Origin of the sequence: Saccharopolyspora indica, assembly GCF_027853965.1 — a bacterium.
In the GTDB taxonomy this organism is placed as follows: Bacteria; Actinomycetota; Actinomycetes; order Mycobacteriales; family Pseudonocardiaceae; genus Saccharopolyspora; species Saccharopolyspora indica.
In genome coordinates, this window is record NZ_JAQGLB010000011.1 from 180,342 (window position 1) to 200,599 (window position 20,258).

The window sequence follows — 20,258 nt, forward strand, 5'->3', positions numbered from 1 at the left end:
GGATCAGTTGAAGGTGCCGGTTCCGAAATAGCTCGGGTACTGCTTGACGATCTCAGACCAGTTCTCGTTGACGGGAAAGCGAACCACTTCCCAACCGAGGTCGTAGAGCCGGTTTTCGGCTTCTCGGTCGCGCTCGGCCACATTCGGGTAGTTGTGCACAGGTCCGTCGATGAACACGGCTACGGATGCGCCCTGGGTCCGATACACGTAGTCGGGCCTGGCCAGCGCGTCGTTGATCAGGGTCTGAGCTTCGTCGGGGAGCCGGAGTCCATGGCGTTTGAGGAAGTCCATGAACTTCCGTTCCAGATCGGTATCCGACTGTGCGCAGAGACGCTTGTGCTGTTCGGACCTGCTTTCACCGCGTCCTGTCTCGACGGTTGTCGCTGAGGCGAAGCGCACTAGAAGGGAGCTGATGAGGTGCCGGTCGAGCAGCCCGTGATCGCGCTGATTGCCGTAGGCGAGCAGACAGTCGTAGCAGCCCTTGGCACAAGGGCGCTCCGGTTCCGGTCCGCCCAGGTCGTTGCCGTTGTGGTCGAAGTGGCAGATCTCCAGGGCCGCTCTCGCCGCAGTTGCCAGCGCGTCTTCATCGGCTTGCATCCGGCGAAGTACGCCGGCTCCGCCCTCGGCGGCCTCGGTGAACAAGATCCTGTTTCGCGGTCCGTCGGCGGGCGGCAGGAGTTCGCTGGTCAGCTCGGAGTCCTCGAGCTCGAAGGCCGCCTCGATGCCACGTTCCAGCGCGTACATGAAGGACAGGGCCGCTGCTTCTTCCAGCGGTGTGTCGAGCTTGAGCACCATGATGTTGCGCCAGTCCTCGACGAAGGGGATCACGCGCTTCTTCCGGCGCTTCTCATGCCCATCGGCATCGACCACCGGCATCTGGCCGGAGTCACCGGACGCCTCTGCGGCATCCCGCTCGTTCATCCAGCGGCCGTTGGCCGGGTCAAGCCAGAATCCGTCGGGCTCGCCTTCTCGGGCTCGCTGACGACCGACGTTGCTGATGCGTACGGTCGCCGAGTCGCCGTAGCTCAGCAGTGCCAGCTGCTGGTCCTGGACGGAGACACTTGCGTCCCGCCGACCGGGGCGGTCGCCATGGTCCTGGAAGCGGTAGGAGGTGACGAGCCGGAAGCCGGCGCGGCGGCGTTCTTCCTCGTCAGAAGAGATCCGCTCTCTGCGCTTGGTGAAGACGGTGTGCAGTCGCAGCAGCCCGTGGGTGGCTTCGCGCAGGGGCTCGTTGCAGAACTGGCACTTTGCGGCGGCTTCTTGCTCGTCGTGGTGGTATCCACATGCCCCGCAGCGAGTTGCATTCGTGGTGTCGACATCACCGGAGGCATCAGAGGGCAGCTGCACGCGGGTGACCTGGTAGCGGGCTCCCTCGTGGTAGACGAGCGCTCCCGGCCCGAACTCCCGGATTGCCAGGAAGCGTGGCCGCTGAAGGTAGTCACCGTCATTGAGGCGACGGGTGTCGTTCGGGATGTATGCGGCGAGCGGCAACCGGGGGAAGGAATAGCCGGGCAGGAAGCCTTCGCTGGCGAGGTAGCGGTAGGGGTTGAAGTCGGAGAGGATCGACTTGCTGTCGGTGCTCTTGTTCCGGAGCAGCCTGATCTGCGTCTCGGCCTCGCGGCGGCGGCTGGTGGCGAAGTTGCGATCGCGTTCGGACAGGCTGTAGTCCATCATCCGGCGATGCTGCTCGGCCCGGTCGAGCACCGCGGCCTGGAACAAGCGGCGCCAACGGTCGAAGGCACGGTCGAAGTTGTGCGGTGCGGCGGCCACGACAGCCTCGATCCAGCCGTCTTGCCACCATGTGGTGTCCTCGAACTTCTCGCGAAGTGGTCCGAATACCTCGTTGGCCGCACGGCTGGCACGCTGCTGGGCCGCTGGGGCGTGGATTCCCGCGGTGATCTGCTCATAGAGCGGAAGTAGCGGAGCGGTAGCCGCATCAGAGTCGATGGCATCGTCGATGATCTCGGGGATCGCCTTGCCGAGCTTCAAACCGGTTTCGGCGAGCCAAATCGCCTGGATGTGCGACCGCACCAGATCTTGGTTCGCCAGGTCGAGCCTCGGTGCGGCCACGCTACCGGCGACCATCCTCTCGGAACGGCGGAAGTAGTACTGGTCGTGGCTGTTCCCGGTAGCGCAGTAGGTCGTCACCAGCGCGGGCTGGCCGGACCGGCCCGCGCGTCCGCTGCGCTGGGCGTAGTTGGCGGGTGTGGGCGGCACGTTGCGCATCAGTACGGCGTTGAGCTGCGAGATGTCGACGCCGAGTTCCATTGTGGGCGAGCAGTAGAGGAGCTTGAGCTCTCCCTTGCGGAAGGCGTCTTCGCGGTCCTCGCGTTCCTGGGGGGAGACCTGAGCGGTGTGCTCTTTGGACGTCATCCCGGCGAGTTCCCGGGCAGTCGTCTGATAGAGCTGCCGGAAGAAGGCGTTGACCTTGGGACCGTCCCCGCTGGCATATGTCCGGCTCAACGGGTCGTGTGCGCCGGACTTGCCAGAGCCGGCATGCCAGATCAAGGCGTGGGCGGCGATGCGGTAGCCAGTGGTCGTGGGACCGCTCCGCTTGTAGCGCCTGGCGTACTCCGGTTGTGTCTCGACCTCGACCAGCAAGTTCACCTCGGTGAGCGCCTTCAGCAGATCTGCGATGATCTCCTGCGCCTCGTCAGGGGTGATCTGGTTCTTGAAGTGCGTGCGGATCAGGTACTTTCCGAACTTTCCGCGGCCGGACAGGAAAAGCCCAGTGCGATCCATACCGGGGCGCGAACCTCGCGGGTATGCGGTGGCGATCTTCGGCTGGTCGCTGTCGGAGAGCACCCACGGCGAGGTGAGTCGCTCTTCGCTCGCTCGCTTGAGGGTTTCGAACTCCTCCCGGAACAACTGCACGTCGATGGCGAGTTCACGACGTAGGTAGTCCAGCAACGTGCGGATGATCTCCGCTCGCTGCTGGGGGTCGGCGGTCTGGAGCTTCTCGTGCCGCTTGCTCCACAGGGACTCCCGTGCAGCAACCCAGTCGAGGTCCTCGTAGTCCACGTGCAGGAGCCCGGTCTGTTCCAGGTTCGGCATGGTGACACGCCATCCACGCTGCAGGTCGATGTAGAGGCGGAAGGCGATGATGTCGCGTAGGGTCTTGGCTGCGTTGCGAACAAACGACGGGCGCACGTCGCCAGCGCCGTTCCTCGCGTAGTCCGCGATGCTCAAGTCCATGGCATTCGTCACGAGTGAAGGCAACTCCTCGTGCCGGATTCCCTCCTCACCAGCCTCGCACAGAGCGCGGTAGAGAGCGCCGCGCAGAGTCGTCACCTGCACGAAGTCGTTGAAGTGCCCTGACTGCAGCGCGGCGTCCTGCCGGTTGTCGATGAACGTCAGGAGTTTTCGTGCTTCTGGGCGGAGTGCCGCTACGCGCTGCAGTGACCGGAGGATCGTGGCTGAGACCAGCGACGTCGCAGAAGAACGACCTTCCTGGTCGAGGGTGGCGAGCTTGGCGAAGTCCTTGCCCCGGACCTGCTCGTACGTGACACCGCAATGCATGCAGAACCCGAACGGAGCTGGGATGAACGCGGCTTCCAGCTCACCCGCTCCTTCGTGTCCGAGAGCGTCGACGATGACCGCCCTCGGCAGGCGCTTGCGATGCGAATCGCGAAGGGTCGCGTAGCCATGTTCGTCCTGATCGAGCCACGAATCGGGTAATCGCTTGTCGTCAACGGCTCCCTGCACCGTGCTCGGCCACTTGCCGATGTAGAGGTAACCGTCCTCGGCGTTCCCGCCGGATGCCGCGGCATCGCGCCGAGGTTCGTAGACGATCGCACCGTCACCGTTCGGCTTTCGCCACACAGTGAGGTACTCCTGGCCGCACTCACGGCAGAACGCGGTCGGAAGCAAGATCTTCCCGCCCGACCCTGGAAGCACCCGCTGGTAGTCCCGTGTGTGGTGCCTCTTGCCCGGTTCCTCGAGAGTGACATAGACGGTGTCGCCCTTGGAAAGGAACTGGTGGAGCCGGAAAGCGAACAGCGGACGTCCGGTCACCGAGTTCTCGACCTCGGAACCTGCTTCGAGGGTGCGCCGGATCGCTTCGGCGCACTCGTCTTCGGACCGGCCGCTGGAATCGGCCAGTTCCTTGGCTGCGTCCTCGATGCGGGCCGGTTTCTGCCGGACTGCACGGCCGGTTTCGTCGACGGTGAGACCGAAACGCGTCTCGATCCAGCGAGCGAGCGGATCCGCCACGAGTTCGTCGTACGCACGGGGCGGAGCGGACTTGATGCGTGAAACCGGGACTTCCTCAGGCGTGTCTTCGGTCGCACGTTGCAGGGTCTCGCCAATGACGTTCTCGGGACGGACAGTGGTGCCGAAGATCGTGCTCGCCACGTTTGCGATCAGATGACGCTGGTCGTCGAAGGTCCCCTCGGTCGACATCGTCGCCGAGGTACCCACGCACTGCATGCCATCGCTGCCGCATGCCTCTTGGACACGGCGAATCAGAAGTGATACGTCGGCTCCTTGCCGACCGCGGTAGGTGTGGAGCTCGTCGAAGACCAGAAAGTCCAGTCCCTTGGCCATTGTGATCAACGATCGTCGATCGTCGGGCCGGGTGAGCATCAGCTCCAGCATCACGTAGTTGGTCAGGAGGATGTCGGGCGGGTTCTGCTGGATCTCCTTGCGCCGTTCGTCGCTCTCCTGTCCCGTGTAACGGGCGTAGGTCACCGGCTCGTTGCCCTTGCCGTAGCCGTGCAACAGGAACTTGTCGAGTTCATTGAGCTGGCTGTTGGCCAGCGCGTTCATGGGGTAGACGATGATCGCGCGAACCCGCTTGCGCTCGTCCGGGACTCCGCTTCGTCGATCCCGCAAGACTCTGTCGACGATCGGAACGATGTAGGAAAGCGATTTCCCAGAGCCCGTGCCGGTCGTGAGTACGTAGGATTGACCGGACCGCGCCGCGTCGATCGCGTCGCGCTGATGCTGGTGCAGCACGATCTGCTTGCCGTTGCAGATCGTGCTGTCCGCTGCTTTTCCTGTCTGAAAAATGCGGGTGCATTCTTCGTGCAGTACTCCCGCCGTTGCTAGCTCTCCAACGGTTCCGGCGGAGGCGAAGAACGGGTTGAGCGACAACCACGGGTTGGGCCACTGCTTCTTGGAATCCAGCTCTTTCCGAACGAATTCGGCGATGTTCTCATCCCGGATGACCGTGCCGCCTTCGGTGAAATTACGGTACTCCTTGATAAGGTTCTTGTGGATTCCGAAAACATCCATGACCGAACCCGGAGCCTGTGCCGAAGGCTCGTCTTCGGTTGCTGCTCCTGGAACGAATGGGGCCGGCTGGTGGTGCGGTGTGAACTGTTCCCATCCTGGTACGGTTGTGTCGCCCTCGGCCCACGTCAGAAGCTCATCGCGGACCGTCGTTGCATCGATTGGACGATGTGAAGGGCTCTTCTCCAGGAGATTCTCAACAAGCCGGACCATGCCGGCCGGGAGTTCCGGGCGCTGCGGGGCCAGCGGGGGCACCTCGTCCCGCATGTGCTTCTGTGCGAGTTCGACATGGCTGGCGCTGTAGAACGGAGGAACACCGACCAGGAGTTCGTAGAGAATGCAGCCCAGTGCGTAAAGGTCGGCTGCCGGGAGTACCTCTGATGATGTGAACTGCTCGGGTGCCATGTAACGCGCAGTGCCGACCGTCGTGCCTGTGCTGGTGATCTGGTCCGAGTCCGGCGCGTCGATCACGCGTCCCATCCCGAAATCGAGGACCTTGACCAGCCCTCCGCGCAGCAGCATGATGTTCGACGGTTTGAGGTCGCGGTGGACGATCTTCTCGTTATGTGCGGCGGCCAAGCCGTCGGCGATCTGCGCTCCGATCGAGGCGGCCCAGGGGATGGGGGACTGTGCGTGCTGCTCGATCAGGTCTCGTAGCGTGCGACCGTCGAGGTATTCCATTGCTAGATAAGGGAAATCGCCATCGACGCCGCCGTCGATGATGTGCGTGAGGTTGGGATGGGAGTGTCCCAACCGTTGCATGATCCCCACTTCGCGGCTGAAACGGTGGATCAGCTTCTCGTCGCTGTCGACCGGGCTACCGGAGCGCTGCCGCAGGATCCGCTTCAGGGCGACCGTGTGATCGGGAGAGCCGGGTTCGGCCTGGAGGTCCGCCGCGCGATGGACCTCGCCCATGTTCCCTTTGCCGATCGGGCCAAGGATGCGGAAGCGCCCCGCCACAACGCCCCGATTTGATGGCACGTACCCCTCCAGAGTTGCGATCGATAACCCCGCACCTAGCGCTCCCGCATGCCACCCCAGGCGAGCGCAAGGCGAGTGTCCACGGTAAGACTGCCTGTTAACCATGTCAACAGATGACTATCAGTGGTGGTCACTGACCCAAGCGGACGGCCGCGTGTAAGCGCCAGCGTTCGCGCCGGTCGCGTGTGCCCGCACGTCGAGGTCCGGTTCTCTGGAGATGCTCAGCAGCTCTCCAGCCTGCGCAGTTTTGACGAGCCGTTCCTTGATTTCAGTGTCCTCGCCCACGGCGCCGAATCGTAGAGAACCCCGCCCGTCTACAGGTTCAATATGGGAAGAAAGCACCGAAGAGACGAGTCGCCGACGGCGGCGCTCACCGAGCCCAAGCGACGTTCGTATCGCTGCGATTCACGCCGCACGCCTTCCGAACACGCCTTTCTGCCTCCTCGAGGTCTGCCCACGGGGCTGCAAGTAGTGGATACCGGGCTGAGTACAGCGCCAGGTGCTGTTGGGATCTATGTCGAGTGCATCTCCAGTCAGCAGGACTGTCGCCAAGGGCGTCGAACGGGTATTCGGCAAGGCTGTAGGGAAGTTTGCTGGGCTTCGTAGCGAACTGCCGCGGCTGGCTGTAGTTGCCCGGACGGAATCGCAGGCAGGAAAAGCTCCCGCCTGCATCGCTGGCGCCCCTGATGTGACTCGGACAGTATTCACCCGAAGCGGCACATGCAGCGCGTTGCTGGTTTCCAGCATGGTTGGCGCCGTGTGCAACCGGCGACTGCTTGGCTGAAGCCATCGACGCCGCCGAGCACCACATCATCGGAACCCTGACCACGACTAGCCGAGGCCGTGTAGCGCAAACTTTGCCGCGTATTTGCCGTGAACCACCGCAACTGGACGCAGTCACTCGGGTACAGCCGCAGATGCAGAACCGGCCTCCCACCCCTGTTGTTACAGGTGGAAGGCCGACGCTGTGTGGTGCCCCCGGTGCGATTCGAACGCACACTGGACGGATTTTGAGTCCGCTGCCTCTGCCGTTGGGCTACGGGGGCTGGTGACGACCATCGTACGTGACCGGTGATCACCTGCTTCAGCAGGGGGCCGGGCGTCGCGGATCGTTCAGCACGGCGGGGTGCGCGGCTTGCAGGGTTCGCCTGCGGGTGCGCTCAGCCTGTCGAGGCTCACCGCGCCGTCGGGGCCGATCTTGAGGATGGGGACCGCTTTGTTGATGGCTTCGCCCTGATCGGACAGGGCGATGTAGCCGCTGGCGCCGCGCACGAGGTTGCCTCCGTGCAGCCTGGCCAGCGCTTGGCTGACCGCGCGCGGGGTGGTGTTGGGCGCGTGGGGGTCGCGCACGGCGGTCACCGCGGTGAGCACGGCGTCGAATCCGATGATGATGCCGCCGTCGGCGAGCTCACCGGCTAGATCGCGGTCGGGGTGCACGCGCGGGTAGCACCACTGGTCGCAGTCCCCGCGCAGCGCGGTCACCGACGCCTGCGGGAAGGCGGACGGGTCGGCTTCCCACGCGTCGGGGTGGGCGAGGCCGGTGTACTCGACGGTGACCTGAGCGTTCAACGTGTCCCGCAGCCCCGGTTCGTCGCGGGCGACCGCGTTGGCGAAGGCGACCGCGTCCGAGCCGGTGATGATCCGCACCGGCTGTTGCGGGCAGTTGCGCGACGGCAGCGCTCGGACGAGGGTGTTGAGGTCGCCGCTGCGCCCGGCGAAGAACACCACGTCGGGTCGGGTGTCGCAGATGTCGCGGACGATCCCGGCCATGGTGGTGGCGACGCCTTCTCCACCGCCGTCGAAGGTCTCGTCCGCCACCAGCTGGTGGGTGGGGTCGGCGAAGCTCTCCTTGAACTCCCTGCCGAGGGAGTCGGCGTAGATGTTGGCGGGGTTGCGGTCCTGGATCACCATCGCGGTCGAGACGCTGGACTTGATCGCTGCCGCTGCGGCCTTGGCCTGGTCGCGGTTGGTCGGTGCGACCCGCGCCAGGGGCACGTTCGGCGAGGGCGGGGCGTCGGTGAGCTGGTCGGCGGTGAGCCGTGCCGAGATCACCGGGATCGACTGCTGCGTGAGCCGGTCGAGAGCGGCGCGGGTCGTTCCCAGGGACCGCCCGGAGGCCACGACCGCGACCAGTCGCTGGTCCTCGCTGCCGCCGGGGGCTCGCTCGATCAACCCCGAGACCGCCGTGGACCAGTGCTGGGCGTTCTCACCGCTGTTGGCCACGACCAGCCGCACCTGCGGCCGGTCTCCGATCAACTGGGCGCGGTTGGCCTGGATCTGGGCCAGCTGGGCGCCTTCGAGGTCGTGGCGCACCGCCGTCAGGTAGTCGTCGTCCTGCCCCGGGCTGGGGAGCGGGATCAGCACCCCGATGGTCACCGGCGGGGTGTCCGCCGGGGTCTGCTCCACCGCGGTGTTCTCGCGGTGGATTCCTGCCAGGATCGCGGAGATCCCCGGATCCGGGTGCAGTGGGGCCGAACCGTCGCTGACGCCCGCGCACTGACCGTCGCCGGTGCTGGTGAGCCCTGCGCCGCAGGGGCGCAGCAGCGGGTAGATCCAGTGCCCCGACGCGAAGAGCAGGGCCGCCACCACCATCACCAGCAGACCGGTCGTGAAGCCGCTGAACGGCCAGCCCAGCCGCTCCGGACGGTCTGCGCTCGCGGTTCGTCGGTGAGGAGTCATGTCCGCCGATCTCATTCGCCGAAGTTGCGCCAGCGGGTGTGGCAGTCCTGGTAGATCGTGGCGTGGTCGTGGAACGTGCCCGCGGGGCCGTACTTGTCGCCCAGGGCGGCCAGCCCGTGGGCGATGACCGCGCACATGCTGTGGCGCGGATCGCCCAGCGGGTCGTTGTGCAGCTGCATGGCCAGCACCAGCCGGGCCAGCACCGGCTCGACGACCGCGCCGGCGCTGGACACCAGCTCGTGGTGGTGCTCGACGACGGGCTGGGCGGTCGTCACGCGGGCGAGCGGGGCCCGGGTGATCTCTTCGAGCCGGTTCAGCCAGTCCTTGGCGCCCGGGGTGCCTTCTCCGAGCCACGCTTCCAGGGCGTCCACGACGTCGGCCACCTTCCCCGCCGCCAGCTTGTGGTACAGCGAGGTGACCGGATCGGACTTCTGCATCGCCACGGCGACCTGGGTGTGCCAGGTTTCCCACACGACGTGCCGGAAAGCCCTCGCACCCACCAGGTGCGCTACTGCGCGGCGCAGCAGCGGGTGGATCACCGGGGGGACGGCGGGATCGTCGGGGTCGTACTCGACCCAGGCGTCCCGGGAGAGGAACTGGGCGAGGTCGCTGCCCGCACCGGCCGCCGGCGCGGCTCCGCCGCCGTTCCGGATCAGGGCGTAGACCTGATCGGTGCACTCGTCGGTGAGCGTGCGCAGCAAGGAGAACCGGACCACCCCGGGGCAGACGGCCGCCGGCCAGCGCGCGGTGGCCAGCTCGATCACCCACTCGTCGAAGCGCCGTCCCGCGGTGGTGGTGAGCTCGCACAAGCCGCGCGGGTCGGGCAGCTGACCGCCGTGCTGGTGGGCGTGGGCGGCGATCGCGTCCATCAGCGCGGCGGTGGCACCGGGGTGGTCGCCGGTGAGGCGGCGGATCGTGGTCACCAGCGGGCGCAGATCGGCGCTGCTGCCGGTGTCCAGCTTCCGGCTCAACGCGGCCTGGGTCGCGAAGGTGCCCTCCTGCTGCCGGCTCGTGGCGCCGATGTTCGCAGCCGGGCTCCAGACCAGCGGATAGCGCAGCTTCCAACCGTCGGCGCGGGCCGGGTCCCAACCCCGGTAGCGGGCGTGGGCGATCAGCTTGGGGCGCCACAGCGAGGCTGCCTGGCCCGGGATCACCGGGCGCAGCGGACCGCCTTCGACCAGCAGCGCCGGACTGGTCCCGGGTCCGGAGCCGGTGACGCGGTGCTCGGCGAACTCGCGGATCACCTGCTGCACTCCGTTGCCCTGCACGCGGTAGAGGGTCTGCTGCGGCGGGGTTCTGTCGAACACGACGAGGCACCGCCGGGATCGCTTGAAGATGCTGGGCCGGGTCTGCTGCCACGCGGCGAGATCGGCCAGCACGGCCCGGCACAGGGTCGGTGCGACGGCATCCTCGTTGTCGGGGTGCAGCGCTGCCTCGTGGGACAGGTCGATCAGGCCGTCGATGCCGGTTCCGACGTTGGTCCTGGTGATCTCGTTGCGGTACCAGCGCAGCGGTGCACCGCGCAGCAGGACGGCGCGGTGCAGGCGTCCGGCCGCCCAGCCGGTGGTCATCCCCAGCCACGCGGCGGCGGTCGACGGGGCGCCCAGCCCCTGGGCCAGCACCTCGCCGGTCTGGCTCAGCCAGGTGACGAGCTCGCGGCCGTTGGTGAGCTTGCGGCCCAGCGTGCGGTTGATCATCTCCTCGCGCCGCTCGTCGGCCAGCTTGTTGTCCAGCTTCCCCCGGCTGGCCAGCACGCCCAGCGCGAACCGGGGAAATCGCGGGGCCGAACGCCACCTCGCACGGCGGCTCAGCTGTTCGGTGAGGCGCAGCAGGACTTCGAGCATCGAGTCGCCGTGCAGCTGCGCCCGGGTCACGTGGGCGGCCGGAACCAAGGGCGCCCACCGCTTGAACAGCGTTTCCAACGCCTCGGGCAACTCCGTTCCCGAAGCGCCCCAGAGGCTCAGCACCGGCGGCTTGCCGGGAGTCGAACGCACTTCCAGCGCCTCTGCCACCAGCTGTCGCAACCGCGTCTCATCGGAGTTCTCCACGAACCCTCCCAACGCCCCCGCGCGGCCTCGAATGGGATCAACATCATATCGATCGGCGCGTTGCTGCGATCACGTTTACTTGATTTTTCCTGGGTGACGTGGTCGCTTCGCGAACCCGGCTCGGAGTCGCGGTGTCGACGCCGGGCGGCGATCGGTCATGGGATCGCCGCCCGGGTCGTGCTGGGCGCTCAGGTCGCGGACATGAGCCGGAGATCTCCGGTCATGCGGCAGGGACTCTTTCCGGAGCCGTCGGTTCGGGGGCGGTCGTCGACGGGCCTGGGCCGAGCAGGGTGGTGGCGAGGGCTGCCAGGGCCAGGGCTGCCGCCGTCCAGAGGAGAGGTGGCATGCCCGCGATCTCGAAGACCGTGCCGCCGAGGAAGGCTCCGAGGGCGATCGATGCCGTGAAGACCCCGACGTAGAGGCCGGTGACGTTCTCCTCGTTGCCCGCCGCGGCGCGGGTCATCCAGATCTGGCCCGCTACCGAGAGGCCGCCGTAGGCGAGGCCCCAGACGACGATGGCCGCGATCGCGATGGCGGGCAGTGCGCTGAACAGCGCCAGGACGGTGATGGCGAGCAGGATTCCGAGCGCGAGCAGGAGGACCGTCCCCCGGGAGCGCTTGGCCGCGAGGGCTCCGGCGGCGAAGTTGCCGATGAGGCCGAAGACGCCGTAGGCGAGCAGGACCGCCGCGATCGAAGCCGCGCTGATTCCGGTGCTGTCCTCCAGGACCGGGCGGATGTAGGTGTAGGCCGCGAAGTGCGCGGTGACCAGGAAGACCACGACGACCAGGCCGACGACCACCGCCGGAGTGCGCAGCAGCGGCTGACCGGCGGTCGACGTGGTGGCGGAAGCGGCGGGCTTCGGGAGCTTCGGCAGCGCGAGCAGGAGAACCCCGGCGAGGAGCAGCGCGCTGGCGGTCAGCGCGCCGAAGGCGCTGCGCCAGCCGAATGCGTCGCCGATGATCGTGCCGAGCGGGACGCCGATGACCGAGGCCGCCGCGACGCCGCTCACCGCGAGCGACACCGCGAGGGCGGCGTGGCGCGGGGTGACGAGGCGGGGCGCGATCACCGCTGCCAGCGACCAGACCACACCCATGCCGATGCCGAGCACGGTGCGGGACACGACGAGCACCGCGAAGTCCTGCGCGAGCACGGTGAGCGCGTTGCCCGCGGCGAGCAGCACCATCGCCACCGCCAGGACCGCGCGCCGGTCGAGGGAGCCGAGCACGCGGGGGACGATCGGGGCTGAGATCGCGGCCACCAGGCCGGTGATCGTGAGGCTGTAGCCGGCCATGCCCGGCGTGATGCCGAGTCCGCCCGCCATCGGCGTCAGCACTCCGACCGGCAGCATCTCCGAGGTGACCACGATGAACGTGCACAGCGACAGGACCGCGACGGCCAGCCACTGCCGGAGCGGGGCGCGGTCGGTTTCCAATGGGGTGTTCACGTCCTGATTCGAACAACGCCCAGGAGGCCGAACAACAGCGATTCGCTGCACGATCGATGAGCTAGGCTCATCGATGGAGGGGATGACGGGATGGATCAGCTGCCCGCGCGGGAGATCGAGTGCCTGCTCGTGCTGGCCGAGGAGCTGCACTTCGGGCGGACCGCCTGCCGTCTGGGGTATTCGCAGAGCCGCGTCAGCCAGCTCATCGCCGCCCTCGAACGGCGCATCGGTGCCGAGCTCGTCGAGCGAACCAGCCGGCGGGTCGAGCTGTCCAGGTTCGGGGCCGAGTTCGTCAGCGAGGTCGGCCCCGCTTACGAGCAGCTGGCGGGCGTGGTCGGGCAGGCGCGCGATCGGGCCAAGCGCGGCGGGCTGCCCGAGCTGCGCATCGGCTTCCAGGGCAGCGCGTACGAAGAGGTCACCGAGGCGCTGCGCCGATTCCGGGTGCGCTATCCGATTTCCGTCGTGGTGCACGAGGTTCCGCTGGGCTCGCCGTTCTCCGCGGTCCTGGGCGGAGCCGTCGACTGCGCTGTCGTGCTGCTGCCCGTACAGGACGAGCGGCTCACCGTCGGCTTCCGCTTCCCGCCGCAGGACCAGTTCCTCGCGGTCGGTGCGACGCACCCGTTCGCCAGGCGCGAGCTCCTCGACGTCGAGGAGCTCGCGGCGGTCGACCTCATCTCCTCCGCCGGTGATGCGCCCGGCTACTGGGCCGAGGCCCAGGTGCCTCGCGCGACCCCGTCCGGGGCCGAACTGCGTTCCACCACAAGCGTTTCCACGCTGCAGGAGGGCTTGACGCTCGTCGCGGGCAGCGAGCACGCGATGCTGCTGTGCCGCCCGTTCGTCGAGCGCAGCAGCCGCCGCGACGTGCGCTGCGTCCCGGTCGCCGGGCTGAGCGGAACCTCGCAGCTCGGACTGATCTGGCGCACCGACCGGAACACCGCACAGCTGGAGTACCTCGCACGCCTGCTGGCCGAGGAGTCGGCCCGGGTGGCTTCCACCGCGTGATTCAGTGCTTCCCGTCCAGGCCGGTGTTCTTGGGCAGCAGCAGGAAGACCGCGACCGCGGTGGCGATCATGATCAGGCCGCCGAACAGGCCGGTCTGGGCCAGGGAGTGGTTGAACGCCGCCTCGGCCCGGACCGCGAGTTCCGCGGCGCCCGTTTCCGCCGCGATGTCCAGGGCAGCGCCCAGGGATTCCTCGGCACCGGCCGGAACGCCCGGGGAACCGGCCTCCAGGTACGCGCGGTAGGCGACCGAGGCCGCACTGCCCAGGACCGCCACGCCCAGCACGTTGCCCAGGTCGTAGGCGGTCTCCTCGGCTGCGGCCGCGTTTCCCGCCTTCTCCGGCGGGGTGCCGGACATGATGATCGCCGAGGCGATCGCCAGCGAGCTCGCACCGATGCCCAGCAGGGTCAGGGCGAGCAGCACCACGGGGTAGGTCAGGGGCAGCACGTGGAGGCTGAGGAAACCCAGGCCCGCCACGGCGAGCCCGCCCGCCACCGTCGTGCGCGCGCCGATCCGCGCGGCCACCGTCGGGGCCAGCGGTGAGGCGATCGCGGCGCCGAGGGCCATCGGCAGCAGGTACACGCCGGTCTGCAGCGGGGAGAGGCCTTCGACGAGCTGGAACCACTGGGCGACCAGGAGCAGCAGGGCCGCCATCGCGAACATCGAGGCCAGCGCGGCCAGGACGCCGGCGGTGAACGGGCGCCGGGCGAACAGGCCGACGTCCAGCAGCGGGTCCGGGCGGCGCAGGCAGCGCAGGACGAACCAGGTCAGCAGTCCCGCGGCCGCCGCCAGCGCCGCCCAGGACACCAGGTCGGCCGGTCCCAGCTTCGCGAGGCGCTTGATCGCCCAGATCAGCGCGACCATGCCGGCGATCGCCTGCGCGGTGCCCAGCACGTCCCACCGGCCGGGGGCGGGATCGCGCACCTCGGGCAGCAGGGCGAGTCCCGCGACGAGCGCCGCGATCATCAGCGGCACGTTGACCAGGAACGCGGCGTGCCAGGAGAAGTGCTCCAGCAGCAGGCCGCCCGCGATCGGGCCCACCGCCATGCCCAGCGAGGAGACCGCCGCCCACACGCCCAGCGCGGTGGCGCGCTCGCGGGGATCGGTGAACAGGGAGCGGATCATCGACAGCGTCGTCGGCATGATCATCGCGCCGCCCACGCCCAGCAGCGCGCGGACCGCGATCACGGCGCCGGCGGTGTCGGCGGCCAGCACCAGCAGCGACGCGCCGCCGAAGACCGCGAACCCGCTCAGCAGCAGCTTCTTGCGCCCCCACCGGTCGGCCAGCCTGCTCATCGGGATCAGCAGCCCGGCCAGCACCAGCGAGTAGACGTCGATGATCCACAGCTGCTGGTCGGCACCGGGCCGCAGGTCGGCGGCCAGGCTGGGCAGCGCGACGTTGAGGATCGTCATGTCCATCGCGATGACCAGCAGGCTGGCGGCCAGGACGCCGAGTCCCGCCCAGCGGCGGCGTGCGGCCGGGGCCATCAGGTCGGAGGTGCTCATGACCGGCCTCCGGGCCGCATGATCGCGGTGATCGCGCGGCGCAGGAACTCGCCGTCCAGCGGCTCGTCGTGGAGCAGGGCGTGCACGATGGTTCCGTCGCAGAAGACCGCGACGACTCGTGCGGTCTCCTCGCCGGTGTGGGGGGCGAGGATCTCCACCATGCGCTCGACCCAGCTCAGGGCCAGCGGGCGCAGGTCGGCGTCGTTGACCGCGGAGAACGTGAGAGCGCTGTCGATGCGCACCTGCGCGGTGTCGCTCAGGTAGTCGTGCAGCCACGTCGCCAGCGCCGCCGGGTCGCCGTCGCTGTCGGCCAGCACGTCCCGGATCTGGTCGAGGGACTCCTCGAGCCGCTGGGCCAGGCGGGCCAGCGCTTCGGCCTTGAGCTCGTCCAGCGAGGAGAAGTAGTAGGTCGTCGCTCCCAGCGAGACCTGGGCGCGCGCCGCCACCCGCCGGTGCGTCAGCTCGGCGACGCCGTCTTCCGAGACCAGGGCCACCGCGGCGTCGATGATCGCCTGCCGACGGCCGCGCGGATCACGGCGGGCCCGCTTCTGCTCCACCACTGGATCGCTCCCTCGATTCACAGAACAAGCGTACATGTACGTCCGTACTGTACGCATGTTCTGTTTTCGGGGCGAGCCGGGATCAGCGGCCGAAGTCCTGGGTCCAGTAGTCGCCGTTGACCGCCACGCCGATGGTCTTCATCGAGCAGTTGACGATGTTGGCCTTGTGGCCCTCGGACTTCAGCCAGCCGTCCATGGCCTCCGCGGCGCTGGAGTAGCCCTGCGCGATGTTCTCCGCGCCGGGGGAGGGGTGCCCGGCCTCCTTGATGCGCTGGCTGAACGTCTCGCCGTCGGGGTTGGTGTGGTCGAGGTAGGAGCGGCTGGCCATGTCGGCGCTGTGCTCGGCGGCGGCCTTGGTGAGTCGGGAGTCCACCTTGACCGCCTTGCAGCCCGCCTCGGCCCGGGCCTGGTTCACCAGGGCCACGACCTGGTCCTCGATCGAGCCGGAGGCCATCGCCGCGGGGGCCCAGGCGGCGGAGCCGACGCCGATCAGCAGTGCAGTTGCGGTGATTACGGAGCGTCGAAGAGTCGGGGTCTTCATGTCAGCTCAAGCTACCCATATGGATGAGATCGAACTGTTATATATGGAGTAAGTCACGCTAAGTAATGCACTGTGTGATGGCTCGACCACGGTCCGGTGCGACCGATCGGCCTGGTTCCTCCCGGTTCGGGACCCTGGTGGCCGTGATCATCGCGAGTTAGGTTCACAGCTCAACCGAGGGTCACCGGTCGGACGGGGGCTGTGATGGTCGACGAAACCGCGATCGAGCACGACGACGCCGGACTGCGGCGGAGCCTGAAGAACCGGCACCTGCAGATGATCGCCCTCGGCGGCATCATCGGCGCCAGCCTGTTCATCGGCAGCGGCGCGGTGATCTCCACCGTCGGCCCCGCGGCGGTGCTGTCCTACGCGCTCGGCGGGCTGCTCGTGGTGCTGGTGATGCGGATGCTCGGCGAGATGGCCACCGCCGCGCCGACGCTCGGGTCCTTCATGGAGTACGCCCGCACCTCGCTCGGCGACTGGGCGGGATTCACCATCGGCTGGTTGTACTGGTACTACTGGGTCGGCGTGGTGGCCTTCGAGGCCGTCGTCGGGGCGGAGCTGCTCAACCCGCTGGTGCCGGTGGTGCCGCAGTGGGTGCTGTCGCTGGTGCTGATGTTCGCGCTCACCGCGACCAACCTGGTCTCCGTCCGCTCCTTCGGCGAGACCGAGTTCTGGCTGGCCTCCATCAAGGTCATCACCATCGTGATCTTCCTGCTGTGCGGCACGGTGTTCGTGCTCGGGCTGTGGCCGGGCGCGGAGTTCTCGGTCGGCAACATCGCGCGCGACGGGTTCGTCGCCAACGGCTGGTTCGCGGTGCTGCACGGCGTGGTGATCGTGATCTTCTCCTACTTCGGCACCGAGATCGTCACCATCGTCTCCGCCGAGTCCGACGAGCCCGAGCGCTCGGTGGCCAAGGCGACCAAGGCGGTGGTGTGGCGGGTGCTGCTGTTCTACGTCGGCTCGGTGGCGCTGCTGGTGATGATCACCCCGTGGCAGCAGATCCCGGTCGACAGCAGCCCGTACGCCGCGGCGTTCTCCCGCTTCGGCCTGCCCGGCGCGGAGGTCGTGGTGAACGTGGTGGTGTTCACCGCGGTGATCTCGGTGCTCAACTCGGGCCTCTACACCGCGTCCCGGATGCTCTTCGCCCTGCAGCGGCGGGGTTTCGCGCCGAGCTGGGTGCGCGACGTCAACCGGCGCGGGGTGCCGTGGAAGGCGATCCTGCTGTCCACTCTGGTCGGCTACGTCGCCGTCGCGGCCAGCTACGTCTCACCGGACGCGATCTTCTACTTCATCATCAACTCCGCGGGCGCCGTCGCGCTGTTCATCTACGCGATCATCGCCGCCTCGCAGCTGCGGATGCGGCGGCGGCTGGAGCAGGAGGCGCCGGAGCGGCTGAAGCTACGGATGTGGTTCTTCCCCTACTTGACGTGGGCCACGCTGGTGGTGATCGCCGCTGTGATCGTCACCATGGGAGCCATCGGCGAAGTCCGCTCGCAGCTCACCCTCAGCCTGGTCAGCCTGGCGGGCATCCTGCTGGTCTACGTGCTGTTCGTGCGCCCGCGGCGGCGCTCGGCGTGATGTCGCAATGGTCACGTCGCGGGTTAACCTCGACGTCAAGTCGGGACCGGTATTCTGCGGTTTCCGGTGCAGATCGCACTGGAAACCCGAGCTCTATGGAGGACCCCGGTGACGACGCCGGCTACCGAGGACACACGCGAGGCCAAGCCCGTCGAACGTCGCGTACTCGTGGCCGAGGACGAGGCCTTGATCAGGCTCGACCTGGTCGAGATGCTCCGGGAGGAGGGCTACCAGGTCGTCGGTGAGGCCGGGGACGGGCAGGAAGCCGTTCGCCTCGCCGAGGAGCTGCGCCCCGATCTGGTGATCCTGGACGTGAAGATGCCGAAGATGGACGGCATCGAGGCGGCCTCGAACATCGCCGGTGAGCGGATCGCGCCGGTGGTCATCCTGACCGCCTTCAGCCAGCGCGACCTGGTGGAGCGGGCGCGCGACGCGGGGGCGATGGCCTACCTGGTCAAGCCCTTCGCCAAGCGCGACCTGGTGCCCGCCATCGAGCTGGCGGTGTCCCGGTTCACCGAGGTGCAGGCGCTGGAGTCCGAGGTCGCCGACCTCACCGAGCGGCTCGAAGCGCGCAAGACGATCGAGCGCGCCAAGGGCCTGCTGATGAGCAAGCACAGCCTCTCCGAGCCCGAGTCGTTCCGCTGGCTTCAGCGCACCGCCATGGACCGCCGCACGACGATGAAGGCTGTCGCCGAAGCGGTGCTGGAGAACCTCTCCTAGTTCGGCGGCCCGGCGCCGGTCACAGGTCAGCGACCGGCGCCGGGAAGCTCAGCGATGACCGGCGGCGTCCCACACCGGGCTGGTGGTGAAGTGCACGTCGTACCGGTCCTGGATCGCCTCCAGCGCTGACTCGGGAGTCTCTCCGCGAGTGATTCGCTGCAGCAGGCGGAAGAACTCGAACCGCTCGACGCCGGGCGTGATGTAGATGAAGATCTCCGCGGCGGAGTCGCCGGTCGCTGCGAACGCGTGCGTCACGCCGGGCGGCACCACCACGAAACCGCCCTTGCCGACGGTCTCGATCCGGTCGTCCAGGAGGATCTCCACGGTGCCTGCCAGGACGTAGAACGCCTCGGCGGACTTCTCGTGGACGTGCGGGTGGGCTCCGTCCCCGCCCGCCGGAATGCTGATCAGGTTGGCGCCGGTGAAGCCTCCGGTCGCGCTGCTGTCGGCGAGCAGCGTTTGCGTGGTACCGGCCTGGATCACCTCGGCTTCATCGGCGTGCACGACAACAGCTCGGGCAGTCATTTCCCCTCCGCAACGGGTGTGTGGTCTTCTCGGTCGAGTCCACATCCAGGTGCACGGCCGAACAAGGTGCGATCACCACGCGTTCCCATCACCGTTCATGATGGGACCGTGGAGATCAGGCAGTTGCAGTACTTCGTCGCGGTGGCGGAGGAGGGTGGTTTCGGCCGGGCCGCCGAACGCCTGAACATCGTGCAGCCCGCGGTGAGCCAGCTGGTCCGCAGGCTGGAACGCGAGCTCGAGGTGCAGCTGTTCGACCGGTCCACCCGGCAGATCCGGATCACCTCGGCGGGCGAGCGGTTGCTGCCGGAGGCGAAAGCGGTGCTCGCCGCCGCCTCCCGGGTGCTCGCGGTCGCCGGGGAGATCAAGGTCGGCACTGAAGGCGTGCTGCGGCTCGGCACCGGACGAGCCCCAGATCCGCGCGTTTACGCGGCGGTTGACGACCTCGTCGTGGCGGCGCCGCGGCTGCGCGTGCGGATAGCCAGGCTGGGCCTCGCCGACCGGCTGGCGGCGGTCCGCTCCGGGGAGCTGGACGCCGCCCTCGTGCGCGCCATGACCTCGGCCGCCGGGCTGGAACTCCTCCCGCTCTGGACGGACCCGGTGTACGCGGTGGTGCCCGCGCGGCACCCGTTGGCCGGCGAGGACGCGCTGCACCTGGAGCAGCTCGCCGGGTTGCCGCTGCGCCTCGCGCCCCGCGACGCCAACCCGCCGTTCCACGACCTGATCACCGCGGCGCTGCGCGACGCAGGAGTCGAACCGCCGGTCGGGCCGCCGTTCACGCACCTGCAGGGCACCTTCGCCGACATCGCGACCGACCCCGCGGCATCGTGGACGGTGTTCTACCGCGCCGGTGACCTGCCACCGGCCGAGCACGTCGCCATTCGCCCGCTGGCGGGCGTTGAGATCACCACCTCGCTGGTCGTGCCGCCAGGCCCGGCGGGGCCCGCGCTGCGGCTGTTGCTCGGCAGCCTCCGCGGGTGATTCAGCGGCCCGGGGGCTGGTCGCGCAGGACGCAGGTCAGGCGCGCGGTGCAGGTCCGGCGGTCCTTCTCGTCGGTGATCACGATCTCGTAGGTCGCCGTGGACCGGCCCCGGTGCACCGGCGTCGCGACCCCGGTGACCTCGCCCGCCGTTGCCGCGCGGTGGTGGGTGCAGGACAGCTCCAGGCCGACCGCGATGCGGCCCTCGCCCGCGTTGAGCGCCGCGGCGATGGAGCCCAGCGTTTCGGCCAGCGCCGCGTTCGCACCGCCGTGCAGCAGGCCGTAGGGCTGGCGGTTGCCCGCGACCGGCATGGTGGCGACCACCCGATCGGGTGTCAGCGTCTCGTACTGGATGCCCAACTTGTCGGCCAGCTGCTCCTCGGCGGCCGACAGCATCTCGATCGACAGGCCGTTCTCGCTGGTCATCGCCTCACCACTGGTCATATCCGCCACCTCTGGTGCCTC

General features: G+C 68.2%; 14 protein-coding genes and 1 tRNA gene. 4 read left to right on the plus strand and 11 right to left on the minus strand.

Annotated features, from left to right (window positions below; genetic code table 11):
• Window positions 1-3: 3 nt before the first annotated feature.
• The 6 genes from OU416_RS23920 to OU416_RS23945 all read right to left on the minus strand — a co-directional run bounded on the left by OU416_RS23920 (window position 4) and on the right by OU416_RS23945 (window position 12,384).
• Window positions 4-6,213 carry a protein kinase domain-containing protein gene (locus OU416_RS23920; protein WP_270929264.1) on the minus strand — a complete coding sequence of 2,070 codons (6,210 nt, stop codon included), beginning with the start codon at window positions 6,211-6,213 and terminating at the stop codon, window positions 4-6.
• A gap of 120 nt (window positions 6,214-6,333) precedes the next feature.
• The gene (locus OU416_RS23925) at window positions 6,334-6,498 is read right to left on the minus strand and encodes a hypothetical protein (RefSeq protein ID WP_270929265.1); all 165 of its coding nucleotides are present in this window, start codon (window positions 6,496-6,498) and stop codon (window positions 6,334-6,336) included.
• A gap of 685 nt (window positions 6,499-7,183) precedes the next feature.
• Window positions 7,184-7,259 (minus strand) — tRNA-Leu (locus OU416_RS23930).
• Between the two features lie 67 nt (window positions 7,260-7,326).
• Window positions 7,327-8,892, minus strand: coding sequence for an ABC transporter substrate-binding protein (locus tag OU416_RS23935; RefSeq protein WP_270929266.1), 1,566 nt, complete (start codon window positions 8,890-8,892; stop codon window positions 7,327-7,329).
• An 11-nt stretch (window positions 8,893-8,903) separates the two neighbouring features.
• Complete coding sequence (locus tag OU416_RS23940; RefSeq protein WP_270929267.1) at window positions 8,904-10,940, minus strand: hypothetical protein; 2,037 nt, start codon at window positions 10,938-10,940, stop codon at window positions 8,904-8,906.
• A gap of 220 nt (window positions 10,941-11,160) precedes the next feature.
• On the minus strand, window positions 11,161-12,384 hold the full coding sequence (locus OU416_RS23945; RefSeq protein WP_270929268.1) for an MFS transporter: 1,224 nt from the start codon (window positions 12,382-12,384) through the stop codon (window positions 11,161-11,163).
• A 90-nt stretch (window positions 12,385-12,474) separates the two neighbouring features.
• On the opposite strand from OU416_RS23945, the gene OU416_RS23950 reads away from it, so the two are divergent.
• On the plus strand, window positions 12,475-13,386 hold the full coding sequence (locus tag OU416_RS23950; RefSeq protein WP_270929269.1) for a LysR family transcriptional regulator: 912 nt from the start codon (window positions 12,475-12,477) through the stop codon (window positions 13,384-13,386).
• A 1-nt stretch (window position 13,387) separates the two neighbouring features.
• Here OU416_RS23950 and OU416_RS23955 read toward each other — a convergent pair whose 3' ends face one another.
• From OU416_RS23955 to OU416_RS23965, 3 genes are all read right to left on the minus strand, one after another.
• A complete protein-coding gene (locus OU416_RS23955) occupies window positions 13,388-14,890 on the minus strand; it encodes an MFS transporter (RefSeq protein ID WP_270929270.1) in 1,503 nt (500 codons plus the stop codon).
• Complete coding sequence (locus tag OU416_RS23960) at window positions 14,887-15,450, minus strand: TetR/AcrR family transcriptional regulator (RefSeq protein WP_270929271.1); 564 nt, start codon at window positions 15,448-15,450, stop codon at window positions 14,887-14,889. Before OU416_RS23960 ends, OU416_RS23955 begins: the two co-directional genes overlap by 4 nt.
• Before the next feature lie 82 nt (window positions 15,451-15,532).
• The gene (locus tag OU416_RS23965; protein ID WP_270929272.1) at window positions 15,533-15,991 is read right to left on the minus strand and encodes a CAP domain-containing protein; all 459 of its coding nucleotides are present in this window, start codon (window positions 15,989-15,991) and stop codon (window positions 15,533-15,535) included.
• Window positions 15,992-16,195: 204 nt separating this feature from the next.
• Between OU416_RS23965 and OU416_RS23970 the strand changes: the two genes are divergently transcribed.
• Window positions 16,196-17,572 carry an amino acid permease gene (locus OU416_RS23970; protein WP_270929273.1) on the plus strand — a complete coding sequence of 459 codons (1,377 nt, stop codon included), beginning with the start codon at window positions 16,196-16,198 and terminating at the stop codon, window positions 17,570-17,572.
• A gap of 108 nt (window positions 17,573-17,680) precedes the next feature.
• Window positions 17,681-18,292 carry an ANTAR domain-containing response regulator gene (locus tag OU416_RS23975; protein ID WP_093156159.1) on the plus strand — a complete coding sequence of 204 codons (612 nt, stop codon included), beginning with the start codon at window positions 17,681-17,683 and terminating at the stop codon, window positions 18,290-18,292.
• 48 nt (window positions 18,293-18,340) lie between these two features.
• On the opposite strand, the gene OU416_RS23980 is transcribed toward OU416_RS23975, so the two are convergent.
• Complete coding sequence (locus OU416_RS23980) at window positions 18,341-18,817, minus strand: cupin domain-containing protein (RefSeq protein ID WP_270929274.1); 477 nt, start codon at window positions 18,815-18,817, stop codon at window positions 18,341-18,343.
• Window positions 18,818-18,925: 108 nt separating this feature from the next.
• Here OU416_RS23980 and OU416_RS23985 point away from each other — a divergent pair, with 108 nt between their 5' ends.
• Window positions 18,926-19,795: a LysR family transcriptional regulator gene (locus OU416_RS23985; RefSeq protein ID WP_270929275.1), complete on the plus strand. Its 870-nt coding sequence runs from the start codon at window positions 18,926-18,928 to the stop codon at window positions 19,793-19,795.
• A gap of 1 nt (window position 19,796) precedes the next feature.
• On the opposite strand, the gene OU416_RS23990 is transcribed toward OU416_RS23985, so the two are convergent.
• A complete protein-coding gene (locus OU416_RS23990) occupies window positions 19,797-20,237 on the minus strand; it encodes a hotdog fold thioesterase (RefSeq protein ID WP_270929276.1) in 441 nt (146 codons plus the stop codon).
• Window positions 20,238-20,258 lie beyond the last annotated feature (21 nt).